The 19,307-nt window shown below is 62.9% G+C and carries 17 protein-coding genes; 7 read left to right on the top strand and 10 right to left on the bottom strand.

Annotated features, from left to right (window positions below; genetic code table 11):
- Window positions 1–4 precede the first annotated feature (4 nt).
- The 10 genes from tssK to tssH form a co-directional block, all read right to left on the bottom strand.
- Window positions 5–1,348 (bottom strand): type VI secretion system baseplate subunit TssK, encoded by a 1,344-nt coding sequence (tssK, locus tag BKK79_RS02860; protein ID WP_071037050.1) that lies wholly within the window; start codon window positions 1,346–1,348, stop codon window positions 5–7.
- A 3-nt stretch (window positions 1,349–1,351) separates the two neighbouring features.
- Entirely contained in the window at window positions 1,352–1,870 is a 519-nt protein-coding gene (gene tssJ, locus BKK79_RS02865; RefSeq protein ID WP_071037051.1) for a type VI secretion system lipoprotein TssJ, read from the bottom strand.
- A 2-nt stretch (window positions 1,871–1,872) separates the two neighbouring features.
- Window positions 1,873–2,154, bottom strand: a complete 282-nt coding sequence (locus BKK79_RS02870; RefSeq protein WP_071037052.1) for a PAAR domain-containing protein — start codon at window positions 2,152–2,154, stop codon at window positions 1,873–1,875.
- A gap of 74 nt (window positions 2,155–2,228) precedes the next feature.
- Window positions 2,229–3,293: a WD40/YVTN/BNR-like repeat-containing protein gene (locus tag BKK79_RS02875; protein WP_157128377.1), complete on the bottom strand. Its 1,065-nt coding sequence runs from the start codon at window positions 3,291–3,293 to the stop codon at window positions 2,229–2,231.
- A gap of 248 nt (window positions 3,294–3,541) precedes the next feature.
- Window positions 3,542–4,414: a hypothetical protein gene (locus BKK79_RS02880; protein ID WP_071037054.1), complete on the bottom strand. Its 873-nt coding sequence runs from the start codon at window positions 4,412–4,414 to the stop codon at window positions 3,542–3,544.
- The gene (locus BKK79_RS02885; protein ID WP_071037055.1) at window positions 4,411–7,038 is read right to left on the bottom strand and encodes a type VI secretion system Vgr family protein; all 2,628 of its coding nucleotides are present in this window, start codon (window positions 7,036–7,038) and stop codon (window positions 4,411–4,413) included. Before BKK79_RS02885 ends, BKK79_RS02880 begins: the two co-directional genes overlap by 4 nt.
- Before the next feature lie 89 nt (window positions 7,039–7,127).
- Window positions 7,128–7,613 carry an Hcp family type VI secretion system effector gene (locus BKK79_RS02890; RefSeq protein WP_071037056.1) on the bottom strand — a complete coding sequence of 162 codons (486 nt, stop codon included), beginning with the start codon at window positions 7,611–7,613 and terminating at the stop codon, window positions 7,128–7,130.
- A gap of 130 nt (window positions 7,614–7,743) precedes the next feature.
- On the bottom strand, window positions 7,744–9,237 hold the full coding sequence (gene tssC / locus BKK79_RS02895) for a type VI secretion system contractile sheath large subunit (protein ID WP_071037057.1): 1,494 nt from the start codon (window positions 9,235–9,237) through the stop codon (window positions 7,744–7,746).
- A gap of 49 nt (window positions 9,238–9,286) precedes the next feature.
- Window positions 9,287–9,820, bottom strand: a complete 534-nt coding sequence (gene tssB / locus BKK79_RS02900; RefSeq protein ID WP_071037058.1) for a type VI secretion system contractile sheath small subunit — start codon at window positions 9,818–9,820, stop codon at window positions 9,287–9,289.
- Window positions 9,821–9,859: 39 nt separating this feature from the next.
- On the bottom strand, window positions 9,860–12,568 hold the full coding sequence (gene tssH, locus BKK79_RS02905) for a type VI secretion system ATPase TssH (RefSeq protein ID WP_071037059.1): 2,709 nt from the start codon (window positions 12,566–12,568) through the stop codon (window positions 9,860–9,862).
- A gap of 448 nt (window positions 12,569–13,016) precedes the next feature.
- On the opposite strand from tssH, the gene BKK79_RS02910 reads away from it, so the two are divergent.
- The 7 genes from BKK79_RS02910 to BKK79_RS02940 are packed head-to-tail and all read left to right on the top strand — an operon-like array spanning window position 13,017 to window position 19,295.
- Window positions 13,017–13,631, top strand: a complete 615-nt coding sequence (locus BKK79_RS02910; protein WP_157128378.1) for a TagK domain-containing protein — start codon at window positions 13,017–13,019, stop codon at window positions 13,629–13,631.
- Window positions 13,621–14,457 carry a type VI secretion system accessory protein TagJ gene (locus BKK79_RS02915; protein ID WP_071037061.1) on the top strand — a complete coding sequence of 279 codons (837 nt, stop codon included), beginning with the start codon at window positions 13,621–13,623 and terminating at the stop codon, window positions 14,455–14,457. The genes BKK79_RS02910 and BKK79_RS02915 overlap by 11 nt, the downstream gene beginning before the upstream one ends.
- Window positions 14,450–14,971: a type VI secretion system baseplate subunit TssE gene (gene tssE, locus BKK79_RS02920; protein ID WP_071037062.1), complete on the top strand. Its 522-nt coding sequence runs from the start codon at window positions 14,450–14,452 to the stop codon at window positions 14,969–14,971. The genes BKK79_RS02915 and tssE overlap by 8 nt, the downstream gene beginning before the upstream one ends.
- A 4-nt stretch (window positions 14,972–14,975) precedes the next feature.
- Window positions 14,976–16,856 carry a type VI secretion system baseplate subunit TssF gene (gene tssF / locus BKK79_RS02925; protein ID WP_071037063.1) on the top strand — a complete coding sequence of 627 codons (1,881 nt, stop codon included), beginning with the start codon at window positions 14,976–14,978 and terminating at the stop codon, window positions 16,854–16,856.
- Window positions 16,857–16,858: 2 nt separating this feature from the next.
- Window positions 16,859–17,917, top strand: coding sequence for a type VI secretion system baseplate subunit TssG (gene tssG / locus BKK79_RS02930; RefSeq protein WP_071037064.1), 1,059 nt, complete (start codon window positions 16,859–16,861; stop codon window positions 17,915–17,917).
- Window positions 17,914–18,975: a type VI secretion system protein TssA gene (locus BKK79_RS02935; protein WP_071037065.1), complete on the top strand. Its 1,062-nt coding sequence runs from the start codon at window positions 17,914–17,916 to the stop codon at window positions 18,973–18,975. The genes tssG and BKK79_RS02935 overlap by 4 nt, the downstream gene beginning before the upstream one ends.
- Window positions 18,972–19,295, top strand: coding sequence for a hypothetical protein (locus BKK79_RS02940; RefSeq protein ID WP_071037066.1), 324 nt, complete (start codon window positions 18,972–18,974; stop codon window positions 19,293–19,295). Before BKK79_RS02935 ends, BKK79_RS02940 begins: the two co-directional genes overlap by 4 nt.
- The last annotated feature ends 12 nt before the right edge of the window (window positions 19,296–19,307 follow it).

Genomic DNA, 19,307 nt, shown 5'->3' on the forward strand with positions numbered 1-19,307 from the left:
TCCATCAGCCGCGCACGCCCCACAGTTCAAGTCGCAATTCGGGAAAAGTCCCGGCCACATGCAAGGCCAAACCGCCATTGCGCTGCACCTGGCCCCACAGCGGATGGTCCTTCGCGAATTCGAAGTAAACCTGCCCGGCATGGAAGGGAATCTGTCGCGGCGGAACCGGCATCGCGTGCAGGGGAATCCCCGGCAGGTGGGAACGGATCAGCTCGCCCAAGCGTTCGGACGGCCCCGCTTTTGCTTGCGCCGGAAAGCGCTTCTGCAGCACATCCGCCGGCATCTGCGCCCCCACCGCGAGCACGAACGTCCCAAAACGGTCAAACTCCGCCGGATCCAGCACCGCCACGCGAATGCCATGAGACTGGTCTCGCAACTCGAAGCGTTGTGCGCTGCGCTCAAGCACGACGTTCAGCAGGAAGCGCAGGTCGTCCACCACCGGCTTGATGCAGGTGTGGGGCTCGTCGTGCCGGTAAGCATCGTAGGTGTTCGGGCGACGCGTCGCCGTGCGCACGAACGTGGAAAGCTCACCCGCCAGCGCCGTCAGCTCAACGTAAAGCGCTTCCGGCGACGCTGCCTTGGCTTCCAGCATGTGCGTCAGGATCGGCTCACAGCGGTTCAGCAATTGCAGGATCAGATATTCCGAGACTTCCGCGGAGTCTCCGCCACGGGTGCTCGAAGCCGCCAGCCGCTCGGCCATCGCGGTCGCGCGCAGACGCAGCAGACCGTGGATCTCGCCAAGCCAGGTATGTAGCAGCGCGCTGGCGGTATAGACGTTGACGGGCGGGATCAGTGCCGGGTCCAGGCGGGCGCTGCCGTCCGCACGGATCTCGCTGACCCTGGCCAGCGGCAGTCCGAGCCAGGACTGGGTCAGCTCCCGCGCTGGAAGCAGCCGCAAGCGCAGGTCGCCCAGTTGCACCAGCTTCGGCCCCTGGGCAATCGAATTGGCGTCGAGCAGCTCTTCTTCGAAGCTGCGAAAGCGGGCCAGAGAATCAGGCGCGTCCTCGAAGTTGGTCTCTTCCGCATTCGGGGTTCGAATGGGCACAGCCAGGAAGATGGTCTGGTTCAGGTGCTCATGGCGCAGTGCCAACGGAGCGGGCAGCTTGGCATGGGCCGGCGCGTCGAATGGCGTGCCATCCTGGAAGATGCCGGCAGCCCCGGACACCACCAGCTTTCCCAAAGCGAGGGCCTCCGTATCCACCGCAAAATGATGGAAACCCCAGAAGAACGGGCTCAACGCTGCGGCACGCTTGTGAGCAAAATGCTCCAGATAGCGCTCTTGCTGCTGGAACAGTTGGGGGCGAAGGAAGAGCCCTTCGCTCCAGACGACCTTGTTATACCAGCTCATGAATCAGTCGGGTTGGGATACGGTTATCGATTGCTGGTCGAGAACGACCTGGAGCTTGACCTTGCGTGCCGGCACCACGGCGCGGTACCACGCCACTTCGGGTGCCGGCGGCAGCTTGTAGACGGTACGCCAGGTCGCCTTGGCAAGATCCCGGTAACCGACCAGGATGCCCAGCGTGGTCGTGTCACGATTCAGCTTCCGCTCGATGTCTCTCGACTCACCGGGACGCAGGATGAACTCGTCGCGAGCCAGCATGTCCTGGGTGAGAACCGTCTTATCGTTCTTGTCGAGCGAGAAGTAATCCGCGCCCTGAAACGTGGATTCGGTCTTGAGTTCGTAGACACGCACGAGAACCGGCGATGCCCTGTCCTGGTCATCCGGATTGACCGCCGCGCCAGCACTGACAGCCAAGTCAAGCTTGATCTGCTCTTTCGGGGTGGTTGACGGGGGCACTGTACATGCGGCAAGAAGCAGAACCGGCAGCGACAGAAGCGCTGCGGCGGGCCGGCGCCATTCATGCATGCTCAATCTCCCACGGAGGCGCTGCCGCACGCCATCAGTCTGCAGCCGCATTCCGTACGGCAACCTTCAACCGCCACCGCTATCCCGCCGACTGTAAAGGTCGGGTGAGCCTCGATGATCTTGTTGACGCCGTGAGGACGGCCGTTCGGATACTTCAGCGGACAATCCACCAGGTCGTGCAGGCGCGCGATCGGCTTGCCGCCGATCGTATGCGTCGGCGAGCCACTGATCACCTTGCCGCCGTGATCGGTGCGGTCTCCAACTGTGATGATGCCTAGACTCATACTCTCAATCCCCTTCCCACACAATGCGGTCCGTATCCTTTAGAGGCACCGTCTTCTCCCGATTCCCATCGCATTCAGTGAATCTCACGGCTCAACAGCGAATAGCCGAAGTAGCGCCACTTGGTGGTGCCACCGTTCTCAAAATGTCCACCGGCTGCGCCCGGCCCTTCGTCCTGCCTTGTCCAGCTTTCGCCGCCGTCCCGGCTGACGAGCGCAATATCGTGTTCATTCCTGCTGCTGCTCGCGTCGATCAAGAGCAAGCCGTCCTTGCCCACGTAGAGCGCGTCGGGCCGGATATCGTCATCGAATGTCTTCAGGTGTGTCGCACGCTCACCCGTCCACCGCCAGACGCCAGCCGGACGCGCACGATCCGTGTCATGGGGAATGTCATGGTTGTGCGGCAGGTCCTGCTCCGTCAGCAGGTACAGCGCATTGCCTCGCGGCCCCCGTTCTCCGCCCCGGACCCACAACACATCCACCACAGTCGCCTCGGGAATGACGATCTCCGGGCCACGGGGCTCATCGGCACGCGCAAAGATGTCCGCTGGGTCCTCCCAACGGAGCGCGTACACCAGGCTCACTGCCTTCTGTCCGCGATATGGCTCCGGTGAGAAGAAGGCAAAAAACAGTACTCCGTTTTTCTCCAGGGATGCCGCCGTCAATTCAAAGCGCGTCCCCTTGATCGGCCGCACATCTGCTCTTGCGCTCATTTGCGCCGCACGAGTCCGCTCGGAATCCACTTCGTATGCGAGCGCAGGTGCCTTGACCTCTTCCCAGTGTTCTCCACCGTCCGCCGTACGCCAGATGCGAGGGCCCCAGCCGATCGCGTAGCCGCGATCGGCATCCAGAAAAGACAACTGACCGATATTGTTCACCTCGGGCCAAGCGAGGCGCCTCCATGTCATGCCACCGTCAGTGCTCTTCCAGAGTTTGTGGAGCGTCACACCATAGCCGTCGGGTCCGTTGCCCTGCTTGTAATCGGTCCATTCGGTGGCGATATAGATCACTTTCCAATCCGGGCTGACCCACCAAGTCGCGTTCTGGCCAAACTGCTCGAAGCGCTTGGTCAGATCCTGCTCGAAGCTCCCGGTGAAGAAGCGAACTGTGTAGCGGTTCAGTGTCTCGTGTACGTTGTTCATCCACGGTTCCGTGGGCTCCGCGATCATCGGATCTCTCCATTCGCTACGGGGCTTGAGAGTATCAAGAGGCGGGGAGACCTTCAGCCAGAGTAGCTGATTGCCTTTCACCCGAAAATCCGCACCACCGTACGGCTTGTCATGGCGTAGTACCGTTGCACGATTCGTCCACATCCAAGTTCCCCCACATCCATATCCAATGATGCCGAGCAGCACCCCGAAAATAGCGAATCCGACCAGCCAGCGGCGACTCATTGCATTTCAGCCAGAAGGCCTTGAATCACCCGCACAAGCGCCTCCCCTGATTCCTTGATGGTCTGTCGTGGTTGATTCAACTTGTGCCTCCCGACATCTGCCCCACTATCAATGGCCTGCTCCCATGTAGCCCCGTCGAGCCACTCTTCGGTATTCGGCTGGCCACCGATTCTCAGAAGATCGTCCGGAGGAAGATCCGCTAATCCTCCGTCCAAGTACGCAGGAACGTGGGTCTTAAATGCGAACGCCTTGAAATCTTCGCCATTCAGTTCGAGCTCCAACCGCTTGGCTTGTATTCTGAAGCCACGACGCTTATTGAATCGGCACGGAATCAAGATGACATCTCCCATCATGTTCTGCGCCAAGCCAAGCTCCATGTTCTTCTGCAAGTTTCTCCTTGCATCCACAAGCCAAGTCTTCCCCTTGGCTGTCAACCGCGGATACAGCTTCTCCCCATAATTCGAGCAGTAGTAGTACCCATACCCCACGTAGTACTTCGGCAGCTGATGCCCGCAGCCAATGTGCCGCATCATGAAGTTCGTTCCGCGCGACCACAGCGGCGAATCGCTGGACGGCTGGATCAGGACATCACGGTTCTGCAGCAGTCTCCTGACAACATCCTGGTCGTCCCACGGGTCCCATGCGGTCAGCCATGCCTTCACGGCTTCCCAGGTCGTGACGCCACTCTTCTCGACAATCTCGGGATGGACCGGCCGGTAGTAGTAGATGCACTGGCCTATGATCTTGTCCGTTGCCGGGGGAACCATCTTGTCGCAGGACGATACCCGTACCTGGGCTCGCCCCTGCCAGCTCGCCGGGGTGTAGATGGCGTCACCGCTGCCAAGCGAATTCTCTTTTCCCTCGCTCATGCCGTCTTCCCTCGCTTGTCGAAGAGTTCCACGGTCACGCCATCCGGAACCTGGCTTTGCAACAACGCGGTCTCCCCGTTCTCGCCAGTAAGACCCTCGGCAATGACCTTTCCGCCGGCATCACGCAGGCGATAGCCAACCTGCGACGCCGGGAACCTTGTTCCGGCCCAGGTCGCAACGAAAGCTTGGTCGTAACTGCCTTGCAGCCCTTGCGGCATGGGTGGTAGGGATTGCGCCAAGATCTTCGGACCGGGGAGCCCATGCGAGCTGGCATGCGCCTTCCAACTGCCATTCGTCCCCTGCTCGATACCGCCCGCATGGAGGCGGATGTAGCTGCCTCCAGCGTTGACCAGGATCTCCTTCCTGGCACTGATCTCGATCTGGTCCGTGACACTGATCAACTTGAGCACCTTCTGCGCGATGATCTCGATATCATCGGACTGCGCCTGCAATTCGATCTTGCCCTTAGCCGCGAACAAGCGCATGCCGAGTTGCCGTGCGAACAGCACCGCGCGTTCCGCAAAGCAACCGAGTAGACTCTTCCCGGTGGCGATCGATAGGTGCTCTCCACTGGTGATGGCGGTATGCCGGCCGCTGTGCAGGTGTGTCGTCTCCGCGGTCGTCGCGCCAATCCCCGCCGGGCTGGCCAGCACCAGGTGCGGGGCGCTGAGTTCCCCTTGTTCGCCACTGCCGCGAATCGCGTCGTTCTGTGCTGCTAGCGCCTTCGCCACATCGAGCTGCTCGCCCGCCTGCGCCTGCTGGTGCTGCGCGGCATCCCCCAGCGCTTGCTGCGCATCGCCGCCGCCGGCGAGCCGCTGCACGGTCTCGCCCAGGTCCTTGTGGTGGGCCTGTGCCCCAGGCCGCGCTTCCGTCGTGACCAGCATGCCCTTGGCCGCGCGCAGCACACCCCAGCCGTCGGTGCGCAATTCATACCCTTCCCCGCGCTTTTCCTTGCGTCCCTCGGCGTTCGGCACCCGCGTGATATAGCCGAGGCTCAGCAGCGTTGCCTGGTGGTCGCTGCCGATCTGTGTCTGGATCTGCCCCTGGGTGTCGTCCTGCAGAAAGGTGTTGTGGCGCTCTCCGAACAGCTCCTTGCTGCGAAACCCGGACAAGGCATGCTGGCTCGGCAGCGTCCACGGCGCCATGGTCTCGCGATTGGGCACCCGGCCCGTGATGATCGGGCAGTCCGGATCGCCCCCGAGGAAATCGACGATGACCTCCTGCCCGATACGGGGGAGATGGCTTGCGCCGAACTGGTCGCCCTGCCAGGCCGACGACTGCCGGATCCAGCACGAACTATTCTCGTTGCGCTGGCCGACCCGGTCCCAGTGGAACTGCACCTTGACACGCCCGTACTCATCGACCCATAGCTGCTGATTCTCCGGGCCGACCACGGTAGCGGTCTGCGGCCCGTGGGTGCGGGGCTTCGGCACCTCCCGCAGCGGCCGGAAAATCTCCTTGGCCGTCTGAACCTCGAAGGCCAGCTCGCACTGCCAGTGCTGGCCCTGTCCAGACTCTTCAGCGACATCTTCCAGCGTCAGGCTCGTGGCATAGGCCAGGTATTCGATGTTGGCCAGCTTCTGCGGGTGATGTGTCAGCCTGAAGGTATTGCCGGCTGCCAGACCTCGCAGGTTTCCCTTGCCGGCGGCGCGGTTGCCGCTCTGGCGCAGCGCCTCGATGCGGATGCGGGAGAGCATGTCTCCCTCCCGCCATGGATCGCTTCCCGTCGCCGGCTGGGCGTGATCGCCTGGCCACTGGTAGATCTCCCCGTCGGCATGGGCCGTATCGCGCGGGTCCCGCGTGCCAACGCTCAGGTTCGCCCGCGGCCTGCCGAAGTCATAGTCGTTCGACACCCATGCGCCGGACACCAGCTTGTCGATAGTCGCAAACTCGAAGATGTGCTCTTCGTCGATGCGGCCGACGGAATCATGCCACCGCACGGTGTGATACGCCGGGCATCGCGGCTTGCGGAAGGCCCCGTTGCCATCGCTCAGCACCAGCCGATGACGGCCTTGCGAATGCTCGAAGAAGAAGGCAATACCCCACTCTTCCGTAAGCCGCTTGAAGAAGGTGTAGTCAGTCTCGCCGTACTGGACCTGATATTCCCGTTTGGGGTAGCGCGCCACGTCGAGGCGCCTTTCCACTGGGAACGTATAGTCGGCCAACAGTTCATCCAGAATCTCGACCACCGTCTTCTGCTGGAACACCCGGTAGTCGGAAGTAAGCGAGGCAAGGAAGAGCCACGGCCGCAACGTCAGCGTGTACGCCAGCGACCGTCCTTCGCTGGACGGCCCTTCCACCTGCGTGACCAGCCCGGTGATTTCACGAACGCCGGCGCCAACGCGACCAGTCATGCCAGTACCCATCCCATCCAGCTCGATCCGGATGGTCAACTCCCGTCCCTGCAGGCCTGGCATGTCCAGATTGGCGGCCGGACCGAACAGTTCATTCAGGCTGTCCGGCGTCTTGAGGGTGACGCGGTATTCGAAGAGTTCGCAGAGATCCTCGTGACCCTCGACGCGCACCACGGTCAGCGCCGGCTGTCCAAGCAGCTCCGGCAAGCCATCGCCCTTGAGCGTGACCGTGCGACCGCCCGAGCCGGACAGATGGAACGAGGCACCCATTGTTTCTCCCACGTTGCGAACGCTTCGAACACCTAGCCTTCGACACCCTGCCGCAGCGCACTGGCAAAAGGCCGCGGCAGGGACATCGATCAGGCCTCTTTGTTGCCCTTGATGTCATAGCCCGCGGTCACGGCTCCGCCGCTTCCGCCCTGGGCGTTCTGCACCACATACTCCTGCTTGACCTTGGAGAACGACAGCGCCACCTTCTCGCGCATCCGCACTTCGTCCTCCACCGAACCCCGCGGCGCCACCTTGGTGACGATCACATCGGTCATGGTGAGCTTCAGGTACTCGAGCGGATTGCCGCCGGCCTTGCGCACTACCAGCACGGCTTCGTTGATGTGCTTGCCGGTCAGGCAGTACTTCATCAGGTTGGGCGAGGCACGGTCGATGAAGTGCTCGAACGACATATCGGACACGGTTGCCTTGCCGGCACCGCCACCGCTGCCCGCATGCATGGTGGATTGCTGTTCGATGCTCCAGTCCCAGGCCAGCACTTCGATCTCGTTCTTGTGCGACGAGTCCTGTGACTCACCGTCGATGCCATTGATCTTCAGGAAGATGTCCTGTGCCATTGCATAACTCCTTCTGGTTTGGATACTGCAGACAAGGGCCACAGCGCCGCCCGCTCCCCAAGATGCGGGGGGCGGGGAAGGCGGTGCGCCGCTGTGGAACTACCGGTTGGATTCAGGGCTCCGACACTGTTTAGGCGGCATCCTTGACGGACGGCAGGCGTGCCACCAGACGCAGCGACACGGTCAGGCCCTCAAGCTGGAAGTGGGGGCGCAGGAAGAACTTGGCGCTGTAGTAACCAGGATTCCCTTCGGTCTCCTCCACCACCACCTCGGCTGCGGCCAGCGGGCGACGCGCCTTGGTCTCCTGCGACGAGTTGGCAGGATCCGCGTCCACGTAGTTCATGATCCATTCGTTCAACCAGCGCTGCATGTCCTCGCGTTCCTTGAACGCACCGATCTTGTCGCGCACGATGCACTTGAGATAGTGTGCAAAGCGCGAGCAAGCGAACAGGTACGGCAGGCGGGCCGACAGGTTGGCATTGGCGGTGGCATCCGCGTCGTAGTACTCCGCCGGCCGCTGCAACGACTGTGCGCCGATGAAGGCGGCATAGTCGGTGTTCTTGCGGTGCACCAGCGAGATGAAGCCATTCTTGGAAAGCTCCGCTTCGCGACGGTCGGAGATGGCAATCTCGGTCGGGCACTTCATGTCCACCCCACCGTCATCGGTCGGGAAGGTGTGGCATGGCAGGTCTTCCACTACGCCGCCACTCTCCACACCACGGATCAGCGTGCACCAGCCATACAGCTTGAACGACCGGTTGATGTTGACCGCCATGGCGTAGGCTGCGTTGCTCCACGTGTACTTGCGGTGATCGGCACCGTCGGTATCCTCCTCGAAATCGAATTCATCGACCGGATTTGTCTTGATGCCATAGGGCAGGCGCGACAGGAAGCGCGGCATGGCCAGGCCTACGTAGCGCGCATCCTCAGAATTGCGCAGGCTGTTCCAAGGCGCATACTCCAGGTTCTGGAAGATCTTCGACAAGTCGCGCGGATTGGCCAGTTCCTGCCACGAATCCATCTGTAGCACCGACGGGGAGGCGCCGGCAATGAACGGGGCGTGCGCAGCGGCCGAAATCTTGGCGAGCGAGCCGAGCAGTTCCACGTCGGGCGGTGTGTGATCGAAGTAGTAGTCCGCCACCAGACAGCCATAGGGCTCGCCGCCCAGCTGGCCGTACTCCTCTTCGTAGATGCGCTTGAAGAACGGGCTCTGGTCCCAGCCGATGCCCTTGTAGCGGCGCAGCGTGCGGCGCAGTTCCTCCTTGGACACATCCATGACACGGATACGCAGCTTGTCATCGGTCTCGGTGTTCGAGACCAGGTGATGCAGACCGCGCCACGCCGACTCCAGCTTCTGGAAATCTTCGTGATGCAGGATCAGGTTGATTTGTGCCGAGAGCTTCTTGTCGATTGCGCCGATGATGGCTTCGATGCTCTTGTAGGCGTCGTCGCTCATCGTGAAGCTGGACGCCAGCGCCTGCTCGGCCAGCGTCTTCACCGCGAGATCGACCGCCTCGCGAGCCTGATCGGTCTTCGGGGAAAACTCGCGATTGATCAACGCCGCGAAGTCGGACTGGTCAGCGCCGGTGGCGGTCGCTTGTTGCTTGGATTGTGCGGAAGCCATGGATAGCTCGATCAATGGAATGGGTCACTAGGGCGAGGCACCGCCTCAGTCAGGAATAGGCGGCGTCGCTTTCGCCATCGGAGGTCTTGGGCTTCGGCGCCTTGGCCAGCGCCTGCAGCAGTGCCGGGTCCTGCAACAGTTGGTTGATCAGCGATTCGGCACCGGACTTGCCATCCATATAGGTCTGCAGGTTGGCGAGCTGCGTGCGGGCTTCGAGGAGCTTCCTGAGCGCATCGACCTTGCCGGCAACCGCCGCCGGCGAGAAGTCCTCGATGCTCTCGAACGTCATGTCGACCATCAGTTGCCCCTCGCCCGTCAGGGTGTTGGACACGGCGAATGCCGCGCGCGGCTTCATGGCCTTCATGCGCTCATCGAAGTTATTGATGTCGACTTCCAGGAACTTTCGATCGGCTACCGGCGGTAGCGGCTCCGCTGGCGTTCCGGACAGATCGGCCAGGACCCCCATGACAAATGGCAGCTCGATGCGCTTCTCCGAGCCGTACACCTCGACGTCGTACTCAATCTGCACGCGCGGCGCACGGTTGCGCGCGATGAATTTCTGCGAACTGTTCACAACAGACATGATCCTCCCCAACGGGTTGCATGGATGTGCCGCACGGCATCACGCCGTTTTGGCTTCGGGAATCTCCGGCACGACGACATCGCAGCCGGCACGGTATTCGGTGTGATAGGCCAGCCCGAGCGATGCTTCGCTGTCGTGCCTGACCTCGATCGCGGCCAATTGGCGCCCGTCTGACAGCGCGGAGAGCCAGAGTCTGGCGAGTTGTGGTTGGATGACCAGTTCGATATAACTGATCAGTTGCCGAGCGCCGGTCTCGCCAACCGGGCAGGACCGCACAATGTGCGACACGACCGCCTCGCCGTAGGTCAGCGCGATGCCGTGTTGCTCGCGCATGCGCGATACGACCCGATCCAGATGCAGACGAACGATACGAGCGAGCCTGTCGTCGGCCAACGGCAGGTAGGGCACAACCACCAGGCGGCCAAGGAACGCGGCAGGGAACACTTTGCGCAACTCCGGCATCAGCGCATCGCGCAGCGCCGCCGGCTCCGGGATCAACGCCGGATCGTCGCAAAGGCTGGCCAGCAGATCCGAACCCGCATTGCTGGTCAGCAGCAGGATCGTGTTGCGGAAATCGATGTAGCGCCCTTCCCCGTCTTCCATGTATCCCTTGTCGAAGACCTGGTAGAAGACCTCGTGCACATCCGGGTGCGCCTTCTCGACCTCATCGAGCAGCACAACACTGTAGGGTCGGCGCCGGACCGCCTCGGTCAGGACGCCCCCTTCGCCGTAGCCGACATAGCCGGGAGGGGCACCCTTGAGCGTCGAAACCGTATGGGATTGCTGGAATTCCGAGAGGTTGATGGTGATCAGGTTCTGCTCACCGCCATAGAGAGTGTCGGCCAGCGCCAGTGCTGTTTCGGTCTTGCCGACACCGGAAGGCCCCACCAGCAGGAAGACGCCGACAGGCTTGTCGGGGTCCGTCAATTGCGCACGGGCCGTCTGGATCCGCTCACCCAGTTGCTCCAGTGCATGCTCCTGGCCGATGACCCGCTCGCCGAGCGTCTGCGGCAGAGCCATCACAGTCGCGACCTCATCGGCTACCATGCGCGCGACCGGAATGCCAGTCCAGTCGGCCACGATTGCAGCCACGACGGCCTCATCGACTTCGGTGCGGACCAGCACGGCACCGTCTTGCGCAACGCGCAGCGATGCCTCCAGGTCTCTCAGTACCTCGGCGCCTGAACCACCCTCTTGTGCCGTTGGCGTGCTGGCGATCACTTTCCGGTGGCCAAGGATGGCGATCGCCAATTCCCTTTCCCGTTGCCAGCGTCCCTCCGCTCGGGAAAGCTCGGCCTCGGTCCGTCGGATCGCGTTGTCGACCTCCGCAAGTCGGGACTGATCTCCCTTACCGAATCGAGCGTCCTTGGCAAGAAGATCCGCTTCGACATTGACCGCGGCCAGCTTCTGGCGTAGATGCTCCACCATAGCCGGTGGCGCGTGCAGAGACAGCGCAACGCGCGCGCAAGCCGTGTCGAGCAGGCTGATAGCCTTGTCCGGAAGCTGGCGCGACGGGATATACCGATGCGAAAACTTGACCGCAGCGCGCACGGCTTCGTCGCGGATCAGCACTTGATGGTGCATCTCGAACGTGTTCACGAGGCCGCGCACCATGGCGATCGCGTTGGCTTCCTGTGGCTCCATCACCTGCAGGACTTGAAAGCGGCGGGTCAGCGCCGGATCTTTCTCAATATGGCGCTTGTACTCGCTCCAAGTGGTCGCTCCGATGGTGCGCAGCGCGCCACGGGCCAGGACAGGCTTGAGCAGGTTGGCCGCATCGCCGGTCCCCGCCTGCCCACCGGCGCCGACCAGTGTATGCACCTCGTCGACGAACAGGATGACGGGTGTGGGGGATCTGGCGGCTTCCTCGAGTACTCCCTTCAGGCGCGCCTCGAATTCGCCCTTCATGCTGGCGCCGGCCAGCAATGCGCCGACGTCGAGACTCAGCAGGCGGACTTCCTTCAGGCTCGGTGGCACGTCTCCGGCGGCAATGGCTTGCGCAAGCCCTTCGATCACAGCGGTCTTGCCCACCCCCGCCTCCCCTGTCAAGAGCGGATTGTTCTGCCGACGGCGCAGCAGGATATCCGTCATCGTACGGATCTCGTCTTCGCGTCCGATCACCGGATCCAGCCGGCCCGCCCTTGCCTCCTCGGTCAGATCCCGGCAGTACTGCCTCAGCGCGCCTTTGCCAGGCCCCGCAGGCGCCAGAGAGCCGCTCGCCTCGCCTGGCACGGCCGGCGCCAGGCCGCTGCCATCGTAGGCGGCTTCCCGGCTTTCCGGAGATTGGGCGACCAGTGCAGGAATGCTGGCGACCAGATCGTCTGCGCGCACCTTGGCGAACTGCCGGGAGATGCCGAGTACCGTGCGGCGCAGTTCCGGCGTCTTGAGCAGGGCGGTCAGCAGGTAAGCGCCGCGCACACGGTCATCGGCGAACGCCAGCGTCGCATAGACCCAGGCCCGCTCGATCGCGGACTCGAGTTGAAATGAGAAATCACTGATCGAAGTCGCGCCGGAAGGCAATGCCGCCAGCGCCCGTGCGAGATCCGCATCGAGAGCCTGCGAGTCGCCCCCCGCATCTCGAAGCACTCGCTGCAGATCGCCATCCGGTGCCTGCAGCAACTGGTGCAGCCAGTGCACCAGTTCCACATAGGGGTTGCCACGCAGCTTGCAGAAGACCGTTGCACTTTCGATCGCCTTGAACAGCGTGGGATTGAGTCGGCCAAACAGCGCCTGACGCGAGATATCCATCCGATGCCTTTCGTCTTTTCTGAATGGGCCATTGCTATTGCCCGTTGAAGCGCAACATCAATTCTTCTTTTTTAGGCTAGTGGAAAAGCAATCGACACGCAATCATCCTGAGAAAAGCGTCCTGTCGAATTTCCTTGCAGTCTCCCCGCAACCGACAGCACGTCGATTTCATGCATCTCTTGAATAGACAATACGCTACGCCGTTTCAACCAAGCCTCCGCAGAATTCCAGTTCCGCCTCGCAAATTTTCAACCCAGTAGAAAAACCAGAAGATATCAAGGCAGAGATGGAGATTTCCGCATAAAAAGCGGGAGTTAACCTAGATAAATATAAGATTTATCCGACCAAAATCTTATTGACGACTCACAATGGCTATTTTTCTTTTGCCATTCCATGATTTGCGATTACTATCCGCATCCAGGGAAGCCAAAGCTTAGAACGGACGAGCATGTTGAAAAAGACGAATATGTGCGACTTGGAAAAGCCATCGATGGAAGGCGGCGGCCCCGGACAGACTTCCGCCGGCGAAGGCGATCTCTGGCATTTGGTTGGCTCTTCCCTGGCAGATGAGAACAGTCCATTCTCACTGCTGGATCCCGCCGCCGGCCCGAGGTGCACCGGGCCAGCGCGTTCCGAGCCGGCCGAGTCTGTGGACATCCTGGAGCTGCTCATGTACGAAGCCGAGTCAGTACTGCAGGACCCGAACTACGTGAGCATGCACACGGCGACCGTCGCAGCGCTGCACGAACCCGCGCCAACTGGGTCGGGTCCCGATCCGCGTCCCTCCCGGGAACCCACAGGGCACGACAAGCGCAGCCTGCTCGAACTGCTGGAAGGCCCCGCAAGCATCAGCGGCCTGAGCGAGCCCCTCGACGACCTCGATGGTCTCGCGCTCTTTGCGGCAGCGCCGGCACCAGACGTACTACGCCTCTTTGCGGGCGGCATCGTCCCCACCCGAGTGCGCGATGTCGCCTCGCCCCTTAGCCGCCGCGAGCACCACCTCGTCTCGATGGACAGCGCCTATCGTCCGGCGCCAGCGCAGGCGCCCGGCCATGACGCCTGATACCGCGTCCAGCGAACGTGGCGGCACCGGTCTCGCGGCTATTCTCCGGCAGATGGGCTCTATCACCGAAACCCTGGCGACGGCAGAGGCTTTGGTACGCCGGCAGCCCGCCGCATTCCCGGCTCGCTGGCAGTTGTTCCAGTGGCTCTGCGTAGTGGGAGACTGGCCGCGCGCCCTCAAGCAACTGCAGGTTGTCGCCCAATTGACGCCCGATTTTGTACAGACCTCACACGTTTATCGCGATCTGATTCGTGCCGAGGTCTTCCGCCTGGAGGTATTCAAGGGAGTGCGCGAACCTGGCGCGTTGCTGCCCGCGCCAGCGTGGATGGGGCACCTGCGCGCGGCACTGGCGTCGGCCGCAGCGGGTGACATTGACGGCGCCGACCGCGACCGCCATCTGGCATTGTCCGTGGTGACGGTTTCCTCCGGCCACCATGATGGCGCCCGTTTTGACTGGATCACCGACAGCGACACCCGCCTTGGTCCTGCCTGTGAGATTGTCGCGGCCCGCCGCTATGCCTGGCTGCCATTTGCTCAACTACGCAAACTCGAGATGGATCCGGTAGCCCGCCTGCTCGATCTGATCTGGCGCCCGGCCACGCTGACCCTCGCCGATGGAGTGGTTGTCCGCGGATTCATACCCGTGCGCTATCCAGGCTCCGAGCAAGGCAGTGACGCCATCCGCCTCGCACGGGAAACCCGGTGGACCGAGATTGGCCAAACCGGGGTCATCGCTTCCGGCCAGAAGACTTGGATGACCAATGCCGGCGATATCGGCCTGCTCGAAGTGACAACGTTGACGATAAGCGAAAACGGCCATGAGTAATCCCCGCACGCCACGCCGGCCCAATGCGCAGTTGCTTCCCACGCTCTTCGATCGCCTTCGCGACGATGCGCCACTGCGTCAATCGGAGGGGCCAGGCGAATTCACCGTGACCCGTGCGCAGATGCGCGAGATCATCCAGCGCGACCTCACCTACCTGCTCAACACCACCAACCGCGAGGACGAGATCGACCGCGAGCGGTATCCCGAGGCCGCCAGTTCGACGCTGAACTACGGCGTTCCACCGGTGGCGGGCAGTTATCTATCCGAGCACAAGTGGGACGACATCATCGGCATCGTGCAACGCGCGATCGAAGACTTCGAGCCGCGGCTGATACCGGGCTCCCTCAAGGTCCGGCCGCTGATGAAGGAAGACGCCCCTCACCGCTACAACGTGCTGCTGTTCGAGATCCGCGGGCTCATCCACATGGACCCGTACCCCATGGCATTCACCGCACAAAGCTCGCTGGATCTCGAAACCAGCCGGATACAACTCCAGTCGCTTAGCGCTCACTGACGCCATGGACCCTCAACTGCTCGACTACTACAACCGGGAACTCGTCTACATGGGCGAGCTTGCCGGCGAATTCGCGCGGCAGCACCCCAAGGTCGCCAGGCGCCTGGGCATGCATGGCATCGAGGTCGCCGACCCCTATGTCGAACGCCTGATCGAGGCCTTCTGCTTCCTGTCGGCCCGCACCCAGATCAAACTGGATGCGGAGTTCCCTCGCTTCACCCAGCGGCTGCTTGAGGTCGTCTATCCGAACTACATCGCACCCACACCTGCCATCGCGGTCGCGCGGTTTCATCCAAGCCACAGGGAAGGCGACCTCGTACGTGGCGTCGCGGTGCCGCGTGGCACCTCGCTCCTTGCCCGGGCACCTGCCGGCGAATCCACTCAGTGCCAATTCCGCACCACGCAACCACTTTCCCTCTGGCCCATCGAGATTGCCGAGGCGCGGCTCACCGGGATTCCGCCGGACATCCAGGGACTGGAACGGTATGTGCCAGCCCATGTGAGCGTGCAAGGAGCATTACGGATCCGCCTGCGGCTCAACCGCGACATTACCTTTGCGCAGCTGACTGGCCTCGATTGCCTGCCGGTCCACCTGAGCGGTCAGGACCAGGTCGCAACGCACCTGTTTGAACTGCTGCACAGCGCTGGCAGCGCCATCCTCATCGGCAAGCCCGGGGCGATGAGCGAGCGACCCAGCGCGGTCACGACCAACGCCGTCGGCTATGTCGGTATGGCACCTGACGAGAGCGCACTGCCGCTGGCCTGGAACAAGTTCCACGGCCATAACCTGGTGCATGAGTACTTTGCCTGCCCGCAGCGCTTCTTCTTCTTCGGCCTCAACGGGCTCCGGCCTGGACTGGCCAAGGTGGATAGCCGGGAGGCGGAGCTTGTCGTGCTGCTCTCGAAGCCGCCGGGCACCCTTGCCAGCCAGGTCGATGCTGCGCAGTTCGCGCTCTTCTGCACGCCCGTCGTCAACCTCTTCCCAATGCGCACCGATCGGATGGAAATCGATCCCGGACGCACGGAATTCCATCTGGTGGCGGACCGTCGCCGCCCGCTCGACTACGAGATCTTCTCCGTCCAGGGTCTGTCCGGGCAGGCGCACGAGCACAGCACTCCGATCGATTTTCGCCCCCTCTTTGCCACGCTCAACAGCGACGAGGGCAACCACGGCCGGTATTTCTCTGTGCGGCGCGAGCGGCGGCTCCTCTCCAATCACGCGCGCAAGTACGGCACGCGCACGCCCTATACCGGCACCGAGGTCTTTGTCTCACTGGTGGACCAGAACGAGGCCCCCTACTCCAACGATCTGCATTACCTGTCGGTAGAGGCCATGGTCACGAACCGGGACCTGCCGAATTTGATACCACGCGACGGACTCAACGATCTCCGCTCGCCCGACTCCATCCCCGTCGCCGGGGTCAGTCTGATCCGTCCGCCATCGGCGCCGCGCGCGCCCTTTGCCGAAGGCGAGATGGCCTGGCGGCTGATCCGGCAGCTGGGCTTCAACTATCTGTCGCTCACGGATCTGGATCATCGCGAGGGCGGCCAGGGTCTGCGCAGTATGTTGCGGCTGTTCGTGGCCAGCGACGACACCGCCCAGCAACGGCAGATCGAAAGCCTCATCGGCTCGCGTGTATTGCCCGTCACGCGGCGCCTGCCGGGAAACGGTCCGATTCTCTATGGCCGGGGCATCCAGTGCCAGCTAACCGTGGATGAAAGCGGGTTCTCCGGGATCAGCCCCTACCTGTTCGGCGTGGTGATCGAGCATTTTCTAGCACGCCACGTCTCGGTCAATGCCTTCACGGAAACGGAGCTGTACGCGATGGAGCGCGGCCTGATTCACCGCTGGGCGCCGCGCATGGGGGGCCGCAGCGCCTTCTAACCATGTTCCAAGGTCCCGATGACATCGGCCCGCCGGCCAGGCCCACGCACAACGCCACCAGCCACTATGCGGGTGTGGCGCCGTGGAAACTGAGTTTCCTCGGCCTGCTGCGCGGCCTCTCGGCGCGCCATCCGGACTTGCCTCCAGTCGGCCGCGCATCACGTCCGCAAGCGGAACCGTTCCGCATCGGACAGACCGCTGCCCTCACCTTCGCACCGCGGGAAATCGCAAAGCTGGAGGCGGGTGAGAACGGGTTGCGTATTCAGTTGTTCGGGCTCGGTATGCTCGGTCCCAATGGCGCGCTCCCGCTACACATGACGGAGATCGTGCGCGAGCGTAGCGCAGCACACCGCGACGATACGATCGCCGCCTTTCTCGATCTCTTCCACCACCGGGCGTTGACACAGTTCTATCGCGCCTGGGCAGGCTCGCAGGCGACCGCCGGCCTCGACCGGGAAGGCGAGGAAGTGTTCTCCCGCTATATCGGCTGGCTCGCCGGCCACGAGGCCGGTGAAATCGGCAGCAGTCCGCTGCCGCCGCATGCGCGCCTGGCTGCCAGCGCCCACCACGTGCGCGAATCGCGCAACCCGGACGGCATCGTCGGCGCGCTCGCCCACTTCTTCGGCGTCCCGGTGCGGCTGGACGAATTCGTGCTGCACTGGATCGCCCTGGATCCGGCCGAGCACAGCCACCTAGGCCGCCCCGGCGCAGCGAGCATCATGGGCCAAGGCGCGTTGCTGGGCGAGTCGGTGCCCGACCGTCAGCACCGGTTCCGGCTGGTGATCGGCCCGCTGGACCTGCAACAGTACCTCGACTTCACGCCCAAGGGCCGGGACCTGCCGGTGCTGGTCGATTGGGTACGCAGCTTCGTCGGCTTTGAATTCGAATGGGAAGTCGAACTGCAGGTTCGGCCGAACGCCGCACCGCCTGCCGTGCTCGGCGCGCAGGAGCAACTGGGCTGGTCCACCTGGCTCGGTGAGTCGGACGCCAGCCGCCCTATCTCAGGGATGGTCTTCCAGCCCGAACAATACGTCACCCGATCAGCCATGGAACAACGATGAAGGCAAGGACCAAGTCACCCAAGTCAGTGCCTGCTGCCAAGATACGGTTCGCAAACCTGGCATTGCCGGTGGATGCTGCAGTTCCTTGCGGCCGCGACCTCGAATACGATCCCGAATTCGTGGTACTCATGGCTAAAGCCGCTCCACGCGAATCAGCGCAGTATGGGAACTTCGTCGCGCCAGCCGATCCACTGAACTGGACGGAACTGGAACGTGACTGCCAGCGGCTGCTGTTGCGCAGCAAGGATATCCGCCTGCTGACGCTCTTCCTGCGTTGCCGCACGCGGCTGGAGCAAGCCGAAGGACTGCGCGATGGCCTGGCCCTGCTGTGCGCCTTGCTGACAGCCTATCCAGCCCAGATTCATCCGCAGCTCGAGGTGGACGGCGAGCAGGATCCCGCCCTGCGCGCCAATGCACTCGCAGCACTCACCGACCTGGAAGGCTTGCTGTCCGATGTGCGCGAAATCAGCCTTGGCGGCAACGCCACCACGCGCCTTCAAATTCGGGACATCGAGCGCGCGCTGGGCGCCCCGCGTCCGCACGACGCACTGGCGCCCGATGCCGTCAGGCAACAGCTGGAAGCCTACCGGCAGCAGGGTCTGGCAACGATTGCGGCGCTGGACCAGGCTTGCGCGCTGGCACAGTCCGTCCAGCGTTGGTGCGAGGCAAGCCTGCCGGGCGATGCGCCCGACCTCAGTCCGCTGCTCCGCTTGCTGCACCTCGTCGGTAATCCGGAGTTGGCGCAGCCTGCCACCTTGTGCGACGAATCTTCCTTTGGCACTTCCGCCCCCACGCACTTGCCCTCGCCGCCGCTTGGCTCGCTCGACACGGGCATTGCCACCGACCTCCCGCAGAACGCCTCCGACGTGCCAACCGGCCGCGAGGCCGCCGTCGTGCAGGTCCGCGCTGCGCGCGAATGGTTCGAGAACCATGAGCCGAGCAGCCCCGTCTCGCTGCTGCTTCGTCAGGCCGAGCACCTCGCAGGCAAGCCCTTTGCCGAGGTATTCCAGGCCATCCCGCCCGACCTCGTCACACGCTGGACACAGGAGACGCCATGACCCGCCGCCGCGCCATTTCTCCAGATCCCAAGCTGATCCAGACGGTACGAGAGTATCTCCAGCTACGCCGCGGGGGCCGCTATAGCGCCAACAACCTCGCCCGAGTACTGAACACCAAGCCAGCCGCAGTGCTGTCCGCCCTCGAAGTCTTGCGTGCCGCCGGCGAACTCAAGACGGAACACAGCCCGCCCAGCGGCTGTGTCTATTTCATGCCGATCGAGGCCATGCCCGGACTCCGCTGGCCTTGGACGCGGGGGGAACTGACCGGCTGGGAAACGCAACTTCGCCAACGCATGGCCACCTGCATGGCCGCGCGCTGATCCTGCCGTCTT

The organism is Cupriavidus sp. USMAA2-4 (genome assembly GCF_001854305.1).
Classification (GTDB): domain Bacteria; phylum Pseudomonadota; class Gammaproteobacteria; order Burkholderiales; family Burkholderiaceae; genus Cupriavidus; species Cupriavidus malaysiensis.